This window comes from Terrabacter sp. AAH1 (assembly GCF_054456855.1).
This window is the reverse complement of record NZ_JBTJJV010000004.1, coordinates 122,894-141,117: the sequence shown is the minus strand read 5'-3', so window position 1 is coordinate 141,117 and position 18,224 is coordinate 122,894. Positions and strand designations below refer to the sequence as shown.

The window sequence follows — 18,224 nt, the reverse complement described above, 5'->3', positions numbered from 1 at the left end:
GTGGCCGTGGCGGCCGGAGGTGTGGTTGGTCGGGCGGGCGTCAGAGGACGCGGTCGATGAAGGCGCGGGTTCGCTCGTGGCGCGGGTGGTCGATGACCTGACCCGGGGGTCCCTGCTCGACGACACGTCCCTCGTCGAGGAAGACGACGGTGTCGGCGACCTCGCGGGCGAAACCGATCTCGTGCGTCACCACGACGAGGGTGGCCCCCTCGCGGGCGAGCTCCTTGATGACGGCGAGCACCTCGCCGACGAGCTCGGGGTCCAGGGCCGACGTCGGCTCGTCGAAGAGGATGACGTCGGGCCGCAATGCCAGTGCACGCGCGATGGCCACGCGCTGCTGCTGGCCTCCTGAGAGCTGCCTCGGGTAGGCAGCGGCCTTGTCTCCCAGTCCGACCCGTTCGAGTAGGGCCCGAGCTTCAGGCTCCACCTCGTGGCGGCGTCGACGCTGCGACGAGACCGGCGCTTCCACGACGTTGTCGAGCACGGTGAGGTGGGGGAACAGGTTGAAGCTCTGGAAGACGAAGCCGATGCGGCTGCGCTGCCGCAGCACCTCGCGCTCGGGCAGCTCGTGCAGCCGCTCCCCCACCTGCCGGTAGCCGATGAGGGTGCCGTTGACACGCACCTGCCCCCGGTCCACCTTCTCGAGATGGTTGATGGTGCGAACGAGGGTCGACTTGCCGGAGCCGGACGGCCCGAGGATGACGGTCACGGTGCCCTCGGCGAGCTCGAGGTCGACGCCGTCGAGCACCCGGTGCGGGCCGAACGACTTCGAGACGCCGCGCAAGTCGACGACGGCAGTCATCGCGCCACCCCCGCGGTGGTCGTGCCGGCAGCGCGAGAGGTCGATGTCCCGAAGGCCGCCAAGCGGGTTCGCAGACGCTGCAACGGCGTCGGCGGTAGCGTGCGTGAGCTTCCTCTGGCGAAGTGACGCTCCACGTAGTACTGGCCGACCGACAGCAGCGTCGTGAGGATGATGTACCAGACCGTCGCGACGAGCAGGAGCGGCACGACCCTCGAGTTGCGGCCGTAGATCACCTGCACCTGGTAGAAGAGCTCGGGGATCGCGAGCACCGAGACGATCGAGGTCCCCTTGAAGAGGCTGATGACCTCGTTGGCGGCATTGGGCAGGATCGACCGCATCGCCTGGGGCAGCACGATCCGGAGGAACTGCCGCCGTCGCGGGATGCCGAGGGCCGACGCCGCTTCCCGCTGCCCCTCGTCGACCGAGAGGATGCCGCCACGGATGATCTCCGCCGCGTACGCCGCCTGGTGCAGCGCGAGCCCGAGCACGGCCGCGCCGAGCGCCCCGAAGAGGTCGTTCGTCGCGACACTGCCGAACGACGGTCCGAACGGCAGCCCGAACGAGATGCTCTGGTACAGGTAGGCGATGTTGAACCAGAAGAGCAGCTGGACGATCAGCGGGATCGACCGGAAGGCCCAGATGTAGGCCCACGCCACGGAGCGCAGAAAAGCGTTGGGCGACAGGCGCATCGCTGCGAGCACGACGCCGAGCACGAAGCCCGCGACGGTGCCGAGCACGGTGAGCTGGATCGTCGTGCCGAGCGCCTTGATGACCGTCTCGGTCGCGAAGTAGCGGGCAAAGGTGGGCCAGTCCCAGCCGGGGTTGGTGGCGAGGCCGTTGACGAACATCGCGACGAGCACGGCGACGGCGGCCACCCCCACCCAGGTCCAGGGGTTGCGGCGGGGCACGACGGTCAGGGCCGGCGCGTGGTCGGGACGGGTGGTTGGCGGCGGCGCCGCAGCGGGCTGCTGGTCCGTGGCGACGGGGCGCACGGCCGAGGTGGTGGTCACGAGGGCTCCTGAAGGGTGCGTCGAAGGAACCGCCGACCACTCGGGTGGGCCGGCGATGCACGGGCGGGACGAGTTGCGGCGCAACGGCCGCGGCGGGGTGGCCGCGCGGCCCGGCGCCGGGAAAGGCCGGCCGAGGTGGGTCGGCGGCCGCGTCGGTCGGTCGTCAGCGACGACAGAGCGCGCTGGACACGCGGAGCAGGTCGACGTGGCGACGCAGCACCAGCCAGGTGCTCGTGGTGCGCGCCATGACGGCTCCTCGGGTCCGGGACCCGATCACCTCGAGTCCGCGCTTGCCGTCACCTGCTGGCGACGGCCTGGTCCTCACCCGGAGCACCCCGCCGCGGAGGAGGGTTGCTGTCCAGCGAGCCGGGGCTTTGCACTGGAGCTCTTGACCTGTCGATGACACTACGAACCAGCCCCAAGACCGTCAATCGGCGCAAATGACCGCTCGGGGCAGCCCTCACCGATGAGGCCATTCGCGCAGTTTCTCCGAATCATGTTGCGGCACAGTCACATTCGCGAAGTCGAGGGAGACCGATCAGTCATCAATTCCTATTGAATGAGTCGGAAATGCGGCGGCCAGCTTCTTGCATGCTGAGACGCCGGTCTCTCCGCACGGCTACGCGGAACGCTGGCAGACCATGAGCGCGTTGCCGTCCGGGTCCTCGAACTGGACGAAGAACACGCTGCCGATGTCCTCCACGTCCGAGGTGATCCTGACCTCGAGCCGCCGCAGGTGCGCGACGGTGGCGACCATGTCGTCGGTCCAGAAGAAGAAGCGCGGTGGCCCGTCCGCGGTGAAGTCGGGTCGGTTGGCATCGAGGCACAGCCTCGGACCGTCGTCGACGGGGATGTCGAGGATCGTGCCCTCGTGCGAGGCCGCAGGGGCTTCGAAGCCCAGGACGTCGGCATACCAGCGGGCCGAGCGCTCCATGTCGCTGACCGGGACGAACACCTGACCGACGTGCCTGCGGATGGGCGACTGCATGGCGCGGAGACTACCAATCGGCCGGGCTGTCCCCTTCTGCGGTGCGTCCCGGGGGACGGGCCGTGCCGGACGCACGAGAGCCCCGGACCGTGGTGGTCCGGGGCTCTCGTGTCAGGCGGCGACTGGCGTCAGTTGCCCGTCAGCTTCTCGCGAAGCGCGGCGAGCGCCTCGTCGGAAGCCAGGGTGCCCTCGGCCGGAGCCGGAGCGTTGCGCTGGCCACGGTCGGCGCGGTCGGCGTCACCCGAGTCGGCGACATCACCGGTCGCGGACGAGTAGGACGTCGCTGAGCCGGCGTTGGCCGCAGCCTCGGCGTCGGCCTTCGTCGCGGCGTCGACCTGGGCCTTGTGGGCCTCCCAGCGAGCGTGGGCCTCGGCGTACTGACGCTCCCACTTCTCGCGCTGGGCCTCGAAGCCCTCGAGCCACTCGTTCGTCTCCGGGTCGAAGCCCTCGGGGTACTTGTAGTTGCCCTGCTCGTCGTACTCCGCAGCCATGCCGTAGAGGGTCGGGTCGAACTCCGACACCGGCACGGACTGGTCGTTGGCCTGCTTGAGCGAGAGCGAGATGCGACGACGCTCGAGGTCGATGTCGATGACCTTGACGAAGATCTCGTCGCCGACGTTGACGACCTGCTCGGGCAGCTCCACGTGGCGCTCGGCCAGCTCGGAGATGTGCACGAGGCCCTCGATGCCGTCCTCGACGCGCACGAACGCACCGAACGGAACGAGCTTGGTGACCTTGCCCGGGACGACCTGGCCGATGGCGTGGGTCCGCGCGAAGTGCTGCCACGGGTCCTCTTGCGTCGCCTTCAGCGACAGGGAGACACGCTCGCGGTCCATGTCGACGTCGAGCACCTCGACGGTGACCTCGGTGCCGACCTCGACGACCTCGGACGGGTGGTCGATGTGCTTCCACGACAGCTCGGACACGTGGACGAGACCGTCGACGCCGCCGAGGTCCACGAACGCACCGAAGTTGACGATCGAGGACACGACGCCCGAACGGACCTGGCCCTTCTGGAGCTCCTTGAGGAACGTCGTGCGCACCTCGGACTGCGTCTGCTCGAGCCACGCACGGCGCGACAGGACCACGTTGTTGCGGTTCTTGTCGAGCTCGATGATCTTGGCCTCGATCTCCTTGCCGACGTACGGCTGGAGGTCGCGGACACGACGCATCTCGACGAGCGAGGCGGGAAGGAAGCCGCGCAGGCCGATGTCGAGGATGAGGCCACCCTTGACGACCTCGATGACGGTGCCGGTGACGACGCCGTCCTCCTCCTTGACCTTCTCGATCGTGCCCCAGGCGCGCTCGTACTGCGCACGCTTCTTGGACAGGATCAGACGGCCTTCCTTGTCCTCCTTCTGGAGGACGAGGGCCTCGACCTCGTCACCGACCTGGACGATCTCGCCCGGGTCGACGTCGTGCTTGATGGACAGCTCGCGCGAGGGGATGACGCCCTCGGTCTTGTAGCCGATGTCGAGCAGGACCTCGTCCCGGTCGACCTTGACGATGCGACCCTCGACGATGTCGCCGTCGTTGAAGTCCTTGATGGTGGCGTCGATCGCCGCAAGGATGTCTTCCTGAGAGCCGATGTCGTTGATGGCAATCTCAGGCGCGGTCTTCTCGACCGTGTTGGCAGTCATGTAGTAGGAACTCCGATTGTGGACAGTTAGATTGGGGACCTCGCGGCGACGAGCCTGACGGCCCGGCGTCCCGATGTCTTGTGGACGGGTGCAACATTGAGCATGCGCACACGGATGTGCCCGGCAATCCTATCCGCGCTGTCAGCACCCGGTCAAAAGAGACGATGTATGCCGTGAGCACGCCCACCGAGGCCACCCGCCGCCCCGTCGCGGCTGCCGAGACTGCGACGGCGAACCGCACGTGGTGGGACGGCGAGGCGACGTCGTACTACGTCGAGCACGGCGCCTTCCTCGGCGACACCGACTTCGTCTGGGGTCCCGAGCGGCTGCGCGAGGAGGACGCCGCACTGCTCGGCGACCCGGCGGGCCAGGACGTCCTCGAGATCGGCGCCGGCTCCGGGCAGTGCTCGCGCTGGCTCGCCGCGCACGGCGCCAGGGTCGTGGCGACCGACCTCTCCGCCGGCATGGTGGCGACCGGCGTGGCGGTCAACGACGCGGTCGACGAGCCGGCCCGGGTGCCGTTCGCGCAGTGCGACGGGCGCGCCCTCCCCTTCGCCGACGCGTCCTTCGACACGGTCTTCACGGCATACGGCGTCGTGCCGTTCGTCGCGGACTCCGACGTCGTGATGGCGGAGGCGGCACGCGTGCTGCGCCCCGGCGGGCGGTTCGTCTTCTCGACGACGCACCCCGTGCGGTGGGCCTTCCCCGACGACCCGGGCCCGGGCGGCCTCACGGCCCGACACTCCTACTTCGACCGGGAGCCGTACGTCGAGCAGGACGCAGAGGGCCACGCCACGTACGTCGAGCACCACCGGACCCTCGGCGACCGCGTGCGCGAGATCACCGCAGCCGGGCTGGTGCTCGTCGACCTCGTCGAGCCGGAGTGGCCCGAGGGGCACGACGAGCCGTGGGGTGGCTGGTCGCCGCTGCGCGGTCGCATCATCCCCGGCACGGCCGTCTTCGTCTGCCGCAAGCCGGCCTGACCACGCCAGGAGCCCAGCGCCTGACAGCGAGGGAACGTCGAGTGCCCAGCTCCCCGAGGTGGGGAGCTGGGCACTCGTGGACGCGGGGTCGGTCAGAGGAAGCGGCGCCGCAGCAGCACCGACCCACCGGCGAGGCCGAAGACGCCCGCAGCAGCGGCTGCGCGCCCGAGGTTCGCGGAACCGGCACCGTCGACGCCGGCGATCTCGAACGAGTACGCCGTCGCACCGACCGCGCCCTGGGGAGCGCCGTAGGCCATGCCCTCCACCTTGGCGCGGCGGGCACCCATCTCGATGAGGGCGTACTTCTCGCCGTAGTCGGCCGCCGTCGCCTTTCCGGCGGCGACGAGCTTCTTCGTGCCCTCGTCGGAGAGACGCTGCGCGCCGTCCTTGAGCGCGGGCGCGCCGGCCGCCGCGTCGGTCAGACCGGCAGCGAGCTTGCTGGTGCCGTCCGCCGCGTCGGCGAGGCCGTCGGAGAGTCGGCCGGCACCGTCGGACACCTGGCCCGCCCCGTCGTCGACCTTGCCCGCTCCGTCGGCGAGCTCGCCGAGACCGTCGTCCAGCTTGCCCGCTCCCGTCGCAACCTTCCCTGCACCCGTCGCGAGCTGCACCGACTTGGAGGAGAGCTCACCGTTGCCCTTCGCCAGCTGCGACGTGCCGTCGTGCACCTTGTCGGCACCGACGGTCAGCTGGTCGATCACGTCGAGCAGCTCTAGCCCGCCCAGGCCAAGCAGGTCGACGCCGTCCTGGAGGGCGTTGACGCCACCGCGCAGGGTCAGGTCGTCCGCGGTGTCCTTGGCGCCACCGATGCCGCCCTGGACCTTCGTGACGACGCCGTCGACGAGGGTGCTGACGCCGGTGTCGACGAGGCCGACCCCCTCGAGCAGGCCCGGGACCTTCGGGTCGCACGCGTTCAGCGTCGTGTTGCTGAGGCCGCACTCGATCTTCGCGAGGCCGAAGGCCGCATCGCCGAGCTTGCTCTTCAGCAGGTCCAGGCCATCGGACACCTGGCCGAGACCCGTGGACACCTGGCCGAGGCCACCCGACACCTCGCCGAGGCCACCCGACACCAGGCCGAGACCCTTCGACACCTGGTCGAGCCCATCGGCGCCGGCGCCGGTCCTCGTGCGGAGCTCACCGAGACCGCCCTGGACCTGCGTCAGGATGCCCTTGCAGACCGGGCCGCAGTCGAGGCCGTTCTTGGCCATCGCCACACCACCGTCGAGCTGGTCGATGCCGCCACCGGTCTTGAGCGCGTCCAGCAGGCCCGCGCGGACCTGGTCGACACCGCCCTTGGACTGGTCGACACCGCCCTTGGACTGGTCGACACCGCCCTTGGACTGGTCGACACCCCCCTTGGACTGGCCGACACCGCCCCTGAGCTGGTCGAGACTCCCGCCCGCCTTGGTGGCCTCCGCAAGGCCGGCACGGACCTGGTCGACGCCGTCGATGAGGGTGCCCGCCTGCCCCTTGCCACCGAGCCCGGCACGCAGCTTCGCGATGCCCGCGTGGAGCGGCTTGGCCTGGTCGGGCAGACCGCCGACACCGTCGTACATCGCGGTCAGACCTGCGTCGACCTTGTCGAGCCCGTCGGCGACGAGCGCGAGGTTGTCCACGAGGGCGGGTGCGCCCTCGCCGAGCAGGTGCAGACCACCGGCGACCTGCCCAGCTCCGTCGTCGACCTTGACCGCACCGGCGCTGAGCTTCTCGGCGCCGGCGCTGAGGCGGCTGTTGCCGTCGGCGACCTGGGCGGCACCGTCGGCCAGCTGGGACGAGCCGTCCTTGGCAGCCCCCGCCCCGGCACGCAGCTTCGAGGTGCCGTCCTTCAGCTTCCCGGCGCCGGTGGCGAGGTCGCGCGAACCGGGGAGCGCCTGCGCGCCCAGCCCCGCGTCGAGCTGCTTGGCGCCGTCGCGCAGCTGGATGAGGCCCGCGAGGAGGGTGCCGGCACCGTCGCGGAGCTTGAGCAGGTTCGCGTCGATCTCCGTGGCGCCCGCCGTCAAGGTGGCACCCGTCGTGGCACCGCCCTTGTAGCTCTCGGCGCCGCCCTTGAAGGAAGGGCTGTCGAGCGGGCTCACCGGGAGGGCGGAGACGGACGCCTTCGGCAGCGTGCCGTCGACGATGTCGGCGGCATACCCGAAGGTGGCGGTCGGGGTGCCGATGGGGCCGAAGAGCGTCATCGTGAACGTCAGCTTCGTGCCGCCGCGCCCGTCGCCGGCGACGTTGGCCTCCTTCGACGAGACGTTGGTGAACGTCCCGGGAAGCGTGGTCGAGAGGGAGCCGACCATAGGGATGACGACGCTCTGCGTGGCCGTCGCGCTCTTGCCTGTGCCGTCGTCGAAGCTGACGAGCTGCGACGTGCCGGTGACGTTCTTGACCGTGTAGCGGACCTCGAGCCGCCCGCTGCGACCGAGCAGGTCGCCCGGCTCGACCGTCTGCCCGTCGAGGGTGTAGACGGCCTGGACCTCCAGGGGCAGCTTCTTCGTGTAGTCGCTGACGGTGCGCAGACGCTGCTCGCCGTCGACGTCGAACCGGCCGACCATGACGCCGTCCTTGACCTCGAACCCACCGAAGCCGTCGAGGTTGCGCAGGCCCTGCGCCTCGACGGGGTTCTGGAGGTCGACGCTGCCGCGGCCCTGCATAGCGACCTGCTCGTAGACCCGGGCGACGTCGACCTTGCCGGTCGCGTCGAGGTAGGCCTGGACGGTCTCGGTGTTCGACACCTGCACCTGGCCGCTGTCGGCGGCGGCCGCCGGCGCGGCGGCCAGCATGAGGATGGTGGGCATGGCCGCGAGGCCGGCCACCACGGAGGCGATGCTGCGCTTGCTCACTTGGCTGCTCCAGTCACGAGGTCGTCGAGGTCGGTGGTGCTGTCCGCCTTGTCGGCGCGCGCGGTCGTCGCCCTGCGAGGCCTTGTCGTGACGGGTTCCGCAGACGGGCTCGTCTGCGCGGCAAGGAGGTTCGTGGCAAGGAAGCCGAGTCCCACGGCGAGCAGCACCGTGGTGGCGGCGGCCGGCGACTCGGTCAGGAACTGCGAGGGCGCATTGGTGTACACCGACTCGTAGGCGCCGACGATCGAGGCCGCGCCGACGAGGCCGCTCCAGAGCGGCAGCCGTCCACGGCTCACGGCGGCGACGACCGCGATGAGGGCGACGACCACGAAGGCGGCAACGGCGCGACCACCCGAGGAGTCGGGCAGCAGGGCCGCGCGGAGGGCGAAGCCGAGCCAGGCCAGGACGAAGCCGGCGAGGAAGCCGACGACCTTGCCCCAGGCGGGACGGTGCGGGACGAGTCCGAGGACACCGCCGAGGGCCGCACCGAGAAGAGCAACGTGCTCGAGGTCCAGGCTGAGCAGGTTGCTCAGCCCGATGATGACTGCCGCGAAGACGGCGAGACACAGACCTGTGACCAGGCTTCTGACCATGTCCACCTCACAGTAAAGCACCCACCTCCGTTGGTGGGTGCAAGTTACCGAGCAGTATGCAGACACTCGGCCCCCAGCGCGAGCCGGCGGAGGCCTGCGAGGGTCGCCGTTGCCGAAACGTGACCTATTGGACGAAGGGATCGGGTATGCAGAGGTGTTGGCCGCCGTCGGTCAGTGGGCGGCGTCGTGCCAGGAGTGGCCCACTCCGACGTTGATGTCGAGCGGGACGTCCATCGGCGCAGCGTTGCCCATCTCGTGACGCACGAGCTTCTCGAGGTCGTCGCGCTCGCCCTCGGCCACCTCGAGCACGAGCTCGTCGTGGACCTGGAGCAGGACCCGCGACCTCGCGCCCGACGTCGTCAAGGCCCGGTCGACGCCGATCATGGCGACCTTCATGATGTCGGCGGCAGAGCCCTGGATCGGCGCGTTGAGGGCCATCCGCTCGGCCATCTCGCGGCGCTGCCGGTTGTCGGACGTGAGGTCGGGCAGGTAGCGACGGCGGCCGAACATCGTGGCGGTGTAGCCGGTGCCGCGTGCCTCGGCCACGACGTCGCGAAGGTAGTCGCTGACGCCGCCGAAGCGCTCGAAGTAGCCGTCCATGAGGCCTCGGGCCTCCTCGGTGCTGATGGTCAGCTGCTTCGACAGCCCGAACGCCGACAGGCCGTAGGCGAGGCCGTAGGACATCGCCTTGACCTTCGAGCGCATGGCCGCGGTGACGTCGTCGGGCTCGACGCCGAAGACCTTGGACCCGACGTACTTGTGGAGGTCCTCGCCGGTGCGGAAGGCCTCGATGAGTCCCTCGTCGCCGGACAGGTGGGCCATGACCCGCATCTCGATCTGGGAGTAGTCGGCCGACATGAGAGCCTCGTAGCCGTCGCCGACGACGAAGAGCTCGCGGATGCGGCGCCCCTCCTCGGTGCGGATCGGGACGTTCTGGAGGTTCGGCTCGGTGGAGCTGAGGCGACCCGTGGCCGCGATCGTCTGGAGGTAGGTGGTGTGGATGCGGCCGTCGTCGGCCACCGACTTCTGCAGGCCCTCGACGGTGACGCGCAGCCGCGCCGAGTCGCGGTGGCGCAGCAGGGCCTCGAGGAACGGGTGCTCGGTCTTGGCGAAGAGGTCGTTGAGGGCGTCGGCGTCGGTCGTGTAGCCGGTCTTCGTCTTCTTCGTCTTGGGCATGCCGAGGGTGCCGAAGAGCACCTCCTGCAGCTGCTTGGGCGAGCCGAGGTTGATCTTCTCGCCGCCGACGGCGTCCCAGGCGTCCTGCTGGGCTGCCGCGACCTTGGCCGCGAAGTCCTTCTCGAGCTCGTCGAGCCCCGTGACGTCCACGGCGATGCCGGTGCGTTCCATGCGGGCGAGCACGTCGACGAGCGGCAGCTCGACCTCGGCGAGCAGCTCGGCGCCACCCGTGGCCGCCACCTGCTCGTCGAGCACCACCGCGAGGTCGCGCACGGCCGTGGCCCGCACCATCTCCTGCTGGGCGGCCTTCTCGTCGGCGTCGCCGCCGAAGTCGAGCATCCCCTGGCCGTCGGCGGTGCTCGTGCCGCTCAGCTCGCGCTTGAGGTGGCGCAGCACGAGGTCGTCGAGGTGGTAGGTGCGCTGGTCGGGCTTGACGAGGTATGCCGCCAGCTGGGTGTCGCTGGTCAGCCCGGCGAGCGTGAGACCACGTGCGGTCAGTGCCTCGATCGGCCCCTTCGCGTCGTGCATCGCCTTGGGGCGCGCAGGGTCCTCGAGCCAGGAGGCGATGGAGGTCTCACCCTCGGGCGTCAGCGTCGTCAGGTCGACCCAGGCCGCCGCACCGTCGGGCGAGGCGATGGCCAGGCCGGTCGCGTCGCCGGTGCCCCGCGCCCACGTGCCGGTGACCGAGAGCGCCGCGCGCTCCCCCGCCGGCAGGTGCTCGGCCACCCAGTCGGGCACCTGCGCCGGCTCCAGCACCGACCCGTCGACCTCGAAGCCGGACTCGGCCTCGGGCTCGCTCGCCTCGACCTCCGCGAAGAGCCGGTCACGCAGCACCCGGAACTCGAGGCGGTCGAAGACCTCGTGCACCTCCTCGCGGGCCCACTGGTGGCGCTCGAGGTCGGCGAGGCCGACCCCGACCGGGGCGTCCTTGACGAGCTGGTTGAGGCGGCGGTTGCGCAGCACCTGGTCGAGGTGCTCGCGGAGCGAGTCGCCCGCCTTGCCCTTGATCTGGTCGACACCCGCGACGATCCCCTCGAGGCTGCCGAACTGGGTGATCCACTTCGCGGCCGTCTTGGGGCCGACGCCGGGCACGCCGGGGAGGTTGTCGGAGGTCTCGCCGACCATCGCCGCGAGGTCGCTGTAGCGGGTCGGCGGCACGCCGTACTTCTCCTCGACCTGGGCCGGCCCCATGCGCCACACCTCGGACACACCGCGCACCGGGTAGAGGATCGTCACGTTGTCGGAGACGAGCTGGAACGTGTCGCGGTCGCCGGAGCAGATGAGCACCTCGGCCCCCTGGGCGTCGGCGTCGGTGGCGATCGTCGCGATGATGTCGTCGGCCTCGAAGCCCTCCAGCTCGACGTGCGTGATGCGCAGCGCGTCGAGGACCTCCTTGACCAGGGGCAGCTGGCCGGAGAACTCGTCGGGCGTGCGCGCCCGACCCGCCTTGTACTCGGCGTACTGCTCGGTGCGGAACGTCTGGCGCGACTTGTCGAAGGCGACCACGACGTGCGTCGGCTGCTCGTCGCGCAGCATGTTGATGAGCATCGAGGTGAAGCCGTAGACGGCGTTGGTGTGCTGGCCGGTGACCGTCGAGAAGTTCTCGGCGGGGAGCGCGAAGAACGCGCGATAGGCCAGGGAGTGTCCGTCGAGGAGGAGAAGTCGGCTCACACCGCAACCCTAGTGGCGGCCACCGACGCCGTGAGCCGGGGCACGGCTGCGACGCGACGGGCGGCAGGGCGGCATACGATCCCGTCCATGACCGAACCGACGACCGACCAGACGACCGGCACGCACGTCGACGCCATGCGCTCCATGGCCGAGGGCACGCTCCTCGAGCGCATGCAGATCGAGATCGTCGAGGCGACGCCGGAGCGGCTCGTCGCGACGATGCCGGTCCTGGGAAACACCCAGCCCTACGGCCTGCTCCACGGGGGTGCCAGCGTCGTGCTCGCCGAGTCGCTGGGGTCGATCGGCGCGCAGCTGCACGCCGGTCCGGGCCGGGTCGCCGTCGGTCTCGACATCAACGCCACCCACCACCGCGCCGCTCGCACCGGCCTCGTCACCGGCACGGCCACGCTGCTCAGCGCCGGCCGCACCCTCGTCAGCTACGAGGTCGTCGTCACCGACGAGGACGACCGCCGCATCTGCACGTCGCGGATCACCTGCCTGCTGCGCGACGCGGCCCCCGGCGCCTGAGCCGGGCGGCCGGGCTCAGCGGTCGGGCTCAGCGCGACGGGGTCAGCGCGACGGGGTCAGCCGGCGATCTTCGGGTCGTGCCGCGTGGCACGGGTGCGGGAGCGCAGGTCACGCCGCCGCTGCAGCAGGTCGAGCGTGACCCGCTGCGGGCCGGGCCTCGTCTCCCCCGCCAGCTTGCGCTGCAGTGTGGCCGCCGAAGCCACCCGCCGCACCGTCTCGGGCGCGAAGCCCAGCCGGGCGAAGAAACGGTTCGCGTCGCGGTCGCCCGCGGGCACGGCACTCGCGAGGTGCTCGCAGCCCTGCCGGTCGGCATACCTGCTGGCGGCGGTGAGCAGCGCCCGCCCGACGCCCTGGCGCCGGAACTCGGGGTGCACGTAGAGCATGTCGATCGACACGCAGGGCGAGTCGACGAGAAGGCTGCGCGTCGAGTCGGCCAGCACGACGTAGCCGCGAGGGCGGCCGTCGACCGATGCGATGAAGGCGCAGATGTCGTTGCGCTGCAAGGCAGTTCGCAAGGTGCCGTCGAGTGCCAGCCGCTGCGCGGCCTCGGGGGTGGTGCCACCCTCGATGCGGTGCGTGATCCACAGCTCGATGAACTGCGAGTGCAGGCTCTCGTCCACCCGCTGCACCGACACGGTCGATCGACCCATCATCCCTCCTGTTCCTGCCCCGAGGTCACCCGGCAGACACTACGTCCAACGACGTCGCTGCGGAAGGGTTATGCACGGTCGCGACACGAAAGGGCGGGGCGTCACGACTGGTTCGTGACGCCCCGCCTTCGGATTTCGAAGGTGTCCGGCCGACCTAGACGTCGCCGCCGAGGTATGCCGCCTTGACCGCGGGATCGGCCGCCAGCTCCTTGCCCGTGCCCTCGCGGACGATCTCGCCCGTCTCGAGGATGTAGGCGCGGTGCGAGCGCTTGAGCGCCTGCGCGGCGTTCTGCTCGACGAGCAACACCGTCGTGCCCTGGCTGTTGATCTCTGTGACGATGTCGAAGATCTGCTGGATCAGCTTGGGTGCGAGACCCATCGACGGCTCGTCGAGGAGCAGCAGCTTCGGCTTGGCCATGAGGGCCCGCCCCATCGCCAGCATCTGCTGCTCTCCTCCGGACATCGAGCCGGCGGCCTGGTTGCTGCGCTCCTTGAGCCGCGGGAAGAGCTCGAAGACCCGGGCGAGGTCGTCCTTGACGGCCTTCGTCTTGCGGTCGGGTCGGGCGTAGGTGCCCATCTCGAGGTTCTCCATCACGGTCATGCCGACGAAGCAGCCGCGACCCTCGGGTGACTGCGAGATGCCGAGCACGGGACGCTCGTGAGACGGCGTGTGCGTGATGTCCTTGCCGTTGAACATGATCGAGCCGGCCCGCACCGGGCGCAGGCCCGACACGGTCTTCATCGTCGTCGTCTTGCCCGCACCGTTGGCGCCGATGAGGGTGACGATCTCACCCTCGTCGACGGTGAAGCTGATGTCGCGGATGGCCTCGATGCGCCCGTAGTTGACGCACAGGCCGTTGACCTCAAGAAGCATCTTCTTCATCAACTCCAAGGTAGGCGGCGATGACCGCCGGGTTGTCGCGGATCTCCGCGGGCGAGCCCTCGGCGATCTTGCGGCCGAACTCCAGCACGACGATCCGGTCGGTGACGCCCATGACGAGCTTCATGTCGTGCTCGATGAGCAGGACCGTGTAGCCCTGGTCGCGGATGGTCCGGATCAGCTCCATGAGCTTGGCCTTCTCCGCCGGGTTGAAGCCGGCCGCCGGCTCGTCGAGGCAGAGCAGCTGCGGGCTGGTGGCCAGCGCGCGCGCGATCTCGAGGCGACGCTGGTCGCCGTACGGGAGGTTGCGCGCGAGCTCGTCGGCCTTGCCGTCGAGTCCCATGAACGTGAGCAGCTCCATGGCGCGGGCGTAGCCCTGCGCCTCCTCGCGCCGGTGCTTCGGCAGGCGGAACATGGCCGCGCCGATCCCGGTGCTGTGGTGCGCATCGACCCCCACGAGGACGTTCTCGAGGGCCGTCATGTTGGCGAAGAGACGGATGTTCTGGAACGTGCGCGCGATGCCCAGCTTGGTGATCTGGAACTTCTTGCGCTTGCCCAGCGGCTTGCCGAGGTAGCGAATGCCACCCGAGGTCGGCTGGTAGACGCCGGTCATGACGTTGAAGCACGTCGTCTTGCCGGCACCGTTGGGCCCGATGAGGCCGAGGATCTCGCCCTTGTTGATGTGGAAGCTGACCTCGTTGAGGGCCACGACGCCGCCGAAGCGCAGGGTCACGTCGTCGACCTCGAGGAGGCGCTCACCCTCGGCGACCTCGGGCACGCCGATGTCGTCGGGGGTGATGTCGACATCGGGGTTGATCTCGGTGACCTCGTCGGCGGGGTCGGCCAGCGGCGCCGTGGCGTCGGTGGTCGGCGTGACCGCCGGTCGGGTCGTGGCGTCGTCGCCAGCGGCTGCCGCCGTCGGCTCCGCTGTCGCCTCCGGCGTGGTCTGGGCCGTGGACTCCGCACTGGTGTCGGGCCGGTTGGGCTCGGTCGACTCAGGCACTGGCTTCTCCTTCCTCGAGGACGGCCTGTCGGGCGTCGGCGCGCTTGGCGCGGACGGTGCGCCGTGGTGGCAGCAGGCCCTGTGGACGGAAGATCGCGAGCAGCATCAGCGCCAAGCCGAACACCAGCACGCGGAAGTCCGCGAACTCGCGGAAGCGCTCGGGGAAGTACGCCACGACGATCGCTCCGACGATGACGCCCCAGCGGTTGCCGGCACCACCCACGACGACGGCCGCGATGAAGAGGATCGACAGCAGCAGCTCGAAGCTCTGCGGGTTGATGAAGCCGGCCTTCGTCGCGAAGAGCGCACCCGAGAGGCCACCGATGGCGGCGCCGAGCGCGAAGGCGAGCAGCTTGAACCGGAAGGTGGGCACGCCCATCAGCTCTGCGGCGTCCTCGTCCTCGCGGGTGGCCTCCCAGGCACGACCGACCCGGCTGCTCTTGACGAGGATGTCGAAGAGGAGCACGAGCGCGATGACGCCGAGCGCCAGCCAGTAGTAGGGGACGAAGTCGGTGATGCCGAACTTGAGGAAGGTCGACGTCGTGTCGAGGTCGACGACCGGAGCACCGCTGCTCCAGTCGATGCTCGGCACCTCGAACAGCTCGACGCCGGGCGGCTTCGGGATGTCGGAGATGCCTCGGGAGGCCCCGAGCCACTCGCTGTTGACGAGCGTCAGGCGCACGATCTCGCCGAAGCCGAGCGTCACGATGGCGAGGTAGTCTCCGCGGACGCGCAGCGTCGGTGCGCCGAGCACGACGCCCGAGACCATCGCCACGACGATCGCGATCGGGACGACGACGACCCACGACAGCTTGGCGTGCTCGGCGCTCAGGACACCGACGGTGTAGGCACCGATGGCGTAGAACCCGACATAGCCGAGGTCGAGCAGGCCCGCGTAGCCCACGACGATGTTGAGGCCGAGAGCCACCAGGACGTACGTGGCGACGGTGAAGAGGACGCCGCCGAAGTCCGAGCCCTCGGTCGTGATGAACGGGATGTTGAGCAGCGGCAGCATGAAGAGGAACACGGCGAAGACGACCCAGAGGAGGATCTTCACCGCACGGGGCAGGTTGTTGACCCGCTCCTTGAAACCCAGCCTGCGCTGCTTGGTGGAGGCTGCGGTGCCTGTGGAGGTGCTCATGCGCGCGCCTTTCCGAGGGACTCACCGAGCAGGCCGGTGGGTCGCACGAGCAGGATCAGGACGAGGAGGACGAACGCCACGACGTCCTTCCACTGCGAGCCGACGACGGCGGAGCCGTAGTTCTCGGCCAGTCCGAGGATGAAGCCGCCGAGCAGGGCGCCACGGAGGTTGCCGATACCGCCGAGCACGGCGGCGGTGAACGCCTTGACGCCGAGGATGAAGCCCGCGTCGTAGCGCGTGATGCCGATCTTCAGCATGTAGAAGACCGCGGCTGCGCCGGCCATGACACCACCGACGAGAAACGTCACCTGGATGACGCGGTCCCGGTTGACGCCCATGAGGGCCGCGGCCTCGGGGTCCATGGCCACGGCCCGGATGCCGCGGCCGAGGCGCGACCGCTTCACGAACTGGTCGAGGACGACCATGATCGCGATGGCGCCGATGATGACGATGAGGTCGACGTTCGTCACGTTGTAGCCGCCGACCGAGAAGATCGGCTGGGGCGAGATGATCGACGGGAGGCCGGCGTTGTTGCGTGAGTTGCGGACGTACTCACGCAGCGTGTCGTCGAGGCCCACCCAGCCGGCGACCCGGCTGCGCAGGCCCATGAGCTCGGCAAGCACGAACGAGGCACCGATGGCGGAGATCAGGGCGATGAGCGGTGGTGCATTGCGTTTGCGCAACGGTCGATAGGCCACGCGCTCGAGGATCACCGCGATGAGGCCGGACATCGCCATGGCGGCGACGAACATCATGACCACCCAGAAGATCACCTGTCCGACACTGCCGCCGGGCTTGCCGCCGAGGAGCATGACGACCCAGAGGGCCCCGAACGTGCCGTACATGAACACTTCGGAGTGGGCGAAGTTGATGAGGCGAAGCACGCCGTAGACGAGGGTGTAGCCGAGGGCCACGAGGGCGTAGACCGCCCCGATCGTGAGGCCCGTGATGGTGTACGAGAAGAAGTTGTCGATCAGGTTCTGCATCCAAGACCTCCTGGGCCGGGCGCGGTGGGCAGGATCAGGGATCGCGTGTCAACCGACCGAGGGCGGTCGGAGCCTACTGCTCCGACCGCCCCCTTTCGATGACGAACGCGTTACTTGATCTCGCCACTACCGACGATCTTGCCGCCCTCGACCTTGTAGGCAAAGACCTTGATGTCAGCCGACTCGCCCTTGTCGTCGAACTTGAGCTGCTTCGTGACGCCCTTCTTGTCGTAGGACTTCACGAAGTCGACCATGGCCTTGCGGTCCTTGCCGGCCGCGATGCCGTCGAGCAGGATCGTGGCGGCGTCGTAGCCCTCACCCGAGTAGGTGTTCGGGTCCTCGTTGTACTTCGCCTTGTACGCCTTCTGGAAGTCGGGAGCGACGTCGGCGGGGACGCAGGGGCAGGTGATGATCGTGCCCTCGGCGGCGTCCTTGGCGTTGTCGATGAAGGACTGGTCCTTGACACCGTCGGCCACGACGAACGTGCCCTTCCAGCCACCGTCGCGCAGCTGCTTGATGAGCGGCGCAGCCTCGGGCGAGTAGCCACCGAAGAACAGCGCGTCGGCACCCGAGCTCGTCACCTTGGTGACGGATGCGCTGAAGTCGGTCTGCTTCTGCTGGATGGTGTCGTTGCCGACGACCTGCGAGCCGAGGTCCTTGCGGACGGTGTCGGCCAGGCCCTTGCCGTACTCGGACGCGTCGTCGATGACGAAGGTCTTCGTCGACTTGACGGTGTCCTTGATGTACTTGGCGGCCGCGGGGCCCTGCGTGTCGTCGTTGCCGAGGGCGCGGAAGAACGTCTTCCAGCCGTTGGAGGAGAGCTTCGTCGCCGTCGCGGACGGCGTGATGGTCACCAGGCCGGCCTCGTTGAAGGCGGGGTCGGCGGCCTTGGACTCACCCGAGAACGCCGGGCCGACGATGCCGACGACCTTCTTGTCGTCGATGGCCTTCTTGGCGAGGGCCGGGGCCTGCGTCGGGTCACCCTGCGAGTCGTAGTTCTCGAGCGTGACCTTGCAGTCGGCGTGCTTCTTGTTGTAGTCGTCGAGGGCGAGGTTCACGCCGTTCTGGATGTAGATGCCAAGGTTGGCGTTCGGACCGGTGAGAGCACCGAACATGCCGATCTTGAAGTTCTGGCAGGCCGCCGCGCCGCCGCTGCCGCCGGCGGCGGGGGTGTCGCCGCCCTTGGTGCCACAGGCACCGAGGGCAAGAGCTGCGACCGCGAGCGGCACAGCGAACTTGAGGGTAGAACGCACGGGTGTCCTCCTGATGTCACACATCCCTCGGTCGAGGGCTGAGACGGAGACTAGTTCCAAGGTCGCGCCCCGGTCACCAACAACTCGCGATCGGT

Annotated in this window: 16 protein-coding genes and 1 riboswitch; of the genes, 2 read left to right on the top strand and 14 right to left on the bottom strand. The window is 69.4% G+C overall.

The window, feature by feature from the left end; all coding sequences use genetic code 11:
• Positions 1-40 precede the first annotated feature (40 nt).
• From ACXR8F_RS08655 to rpsA, 5 genes are all read right to left on the bottom strand, one after another.
• A complete protein-coding gene (locus ACXR8F_RS08655; RefSeq protein ID WP_458799761.1) occupies positions 41-802 on the bottom strand; it encodes an amino acid ABC transporter ATP-binding protein in 762 nt (253 codons plus the stop codon).
• Positions 799-1,812: an amino acid ABC transporter permease gene (locus tag ACXR8F_RS08650; protein ID WP_458799759.1), complete on the bottom strand. Its 1,014-nt coding sequence runs from the start codon at positions 1,810-1,812 to the stop codon at positions 799-801. The genes ACXR8F_RS08655 and ACXR8F_RS08650 overlap by 4 nt, the downstream gene beginning before the upstream one ends.
• 163 nt (positions 1,813-1,975) lie before the next feature.
• Positions 1,976-2,137, bottom strand: a complete 162-nt coding sequence (locus tag ACXR8F_RS08645) for a putative leader peptide (protein ID WP_458799757.1) — start codon at positions 2,135-2,137, stop codon at positions 1,976-1,978.
• Positions 2,094-2,206: riboswitch (SAM riboswitch) on the bottom strand. Its footprint overlaps the gene before it by 44 nt.
• A 225-nt stretch (positions 2,207-2,431) precedes the next feature.
• Positions 2,432-2,800, bottom strand: coding sequence for a VOC family protein (locus tag ACXR8F_RS08640; RefSeq protein ID WP_045192320.1), 369 nt, complete (start codon positions 2,798-2,800; stop codon positions 2,432-2,434).
• A 128-nt stretch (positions 2,801-2,928) separates the two neighbouring features.
• Positions 2,929-4,440 carry a 30S ribosomal protein S1 gene (gene rpsA, locus ACXR8F_RS08635; RefSeq protein WP_458799755.1) on the bottom strand — a complete coding sequence of 504 codons (1,512 nt, stop codon included), beginning with the start codon at positions 4,438-4,440 and terminating at the stop codon, positions 2,929-2,931.
• Positions 4,441-4,613: 173 nt separating this feature from the next.
• Here rpsA and ACXR8F_RS08630 point away from each other — a divergent pair, with 173 nt between their 5' ends.
• Entirely contained in the window at positions 4,614-5,423 is an 810-nt protein-coding gene (locus ACXR8F_RS08630; RefSeq protein ID WP_082081060.1) for a class I SAM-dependent methyltransferase, read from the top strand.
• Positions 5,424-5,515: 92 nt separating this feature from the next.
• Here the strand turns inward: ACXR8F_RS08630 and ACXR8F_RS08625 are convergent, their stop codons facing one another.
• The 3 genes from ACXR8F_RS08625 to polA all read right to left on the bottom strand — a co-directional run bounded on the left by ACXR8F_RS08625 (position 5,516) and on the right by polA (position 11,688).
• Positions 5,516-8,248, bottom strand: a complete 2,733-nt coding sequence (locus ACXR8F_RS08625; RefSeq protein WP_458799753.1) for a hypothetical protein — start codon at positions 8,246-8,248, stop codon at positions 5,516-5,518.
• Positions 8,245-8,841, bottom strand: coding sequence for a hypothetical protein (locus ACXR8F_RS08620; protein ID WP_458799751.1), 597 nt, complete (start codon positions 8,839-8,841; stop codon positions 8,245-8,247). Before ACXR8F_RS08620 ends, ACXR8F_RS08625 begins: the two co-directional genes overlap by 4 nt.
• 171 nt (positions 8,842-9,012) lie before the next feature.
• Entirely contained in the window at positions 9,013-11,688 is a 2,676-nt protein-coding gene (polA, locus tag ACXR8F_RS08615; RefSeq protein ID WP_458799750.1) for a DNA polymerase I, read from the bottom strand.
• 135 nt (positions 11,689-11,823) lie between these two features.
• On the opposite strand from polA, the gene ACXR8F_RS08610 reads away from it, so the two are divergent.
• A complete protein-coding gene (locus ACXR8F_RS08610; RefSeq protein ID WP_458800032.1) occupies positions 11,824-12,216 on the top strand; it encodes a PaaI family thioesterase in 393 nt (130 codons plus the stop codon).
• Positions 12,217-12,272: 56 nt separating this feature from the next.
• On the opposite strand, the gene ACXR8F_RS08605 is transcribed toward ACXR8F_RS08610, so the two are convergent.
• The 6 genes from ACXR8F_RS08605 to ACXR8F_RS08580 form a co-directional block, all read right to left on the bottom strand.
• Positions 12,273-12,866 carry a GNAT family N-acetyltransferase gene (locus ACXR8F_RS08605; RefSeq protein ID WP_458799748.1) on the bottom strand — a complete coding sequence of 198 codons (594 nt, stop codon included), beginning with the start codon at positions 12,864-12,866 and terminating at the stop codon, positions 12,273-12,275.
• 154 nt (positions 12,867-13,020) lie between these two features.
• Positions 13,021-13,740 (bottom strand): ABC transporter ATP-binding protein, encoded by a 720-nt coding sequence (locus tag ACXR8F_RS08600; RefSeq protein WP_045192314.1) that lies wholly within the window; start codon positions 13,738-13,740, stop codon positions 13,021-13,023.
• Positions 13,730-14,563: an ABC transporter ATP-binding protein gene (locus tag ACXR8F_RS08595; protein ID WP_458800029.1), complete on the bottom strand. Its 834-nt coding sequence runs from the start codon at positions 14,561-14,563 to the stop codon at positions 13,730-13,732. The genes ACXR8F_RS08600 and ACXR8F_RS08595 overlap by 11 nt, the downstream gene beginning before the upstream one ends.
• Before the next feature lie 178 nt (positions 14,564-14,741).
• Positions 14,742-15,890: a branched-chain amino acid ABC transporter permease gene (locus ACXR8F_RS08590; protein WP_045192312.1), complete on the bottom strand. Its 1,149-nt coding sequence runs from the start codon at positions 15,888-15,890 to the stop codon at positions 14,742-14,744.
• Positions 15,887-16,876 carry a branched-chain amino acid ABC transporter permease gene (locus tag ACXR8F_RS08585; protein WP_045192311.1) on the bottom strand — a complete coding sequence of 330 codons (990 nt, stop codon included), beginning with the start codon at positions 16,874-16,876 and terminating at the stop codon, positions 15,887-15,889. Before ACXR8F_RS08585 ends, ACXR8F_RS08590 begins: the two co-directional genes overlap by 4 nt.
• A 110-nt stretch (positions 16,877-16,986) precedes the next feature.
• Entirely contained in the window at positions 16,987-18,129 is a 1,143-nt protein-coding gene (locus tag ACXR8F_RS08580) for a branched-chain amino acid ABC transporter substrate-binding protein (RefSeq protein ID WP_458799744.1), read from the bottom strand.
• Positions 18,130-18,224 lie beyond the last annotated feature (95 nt).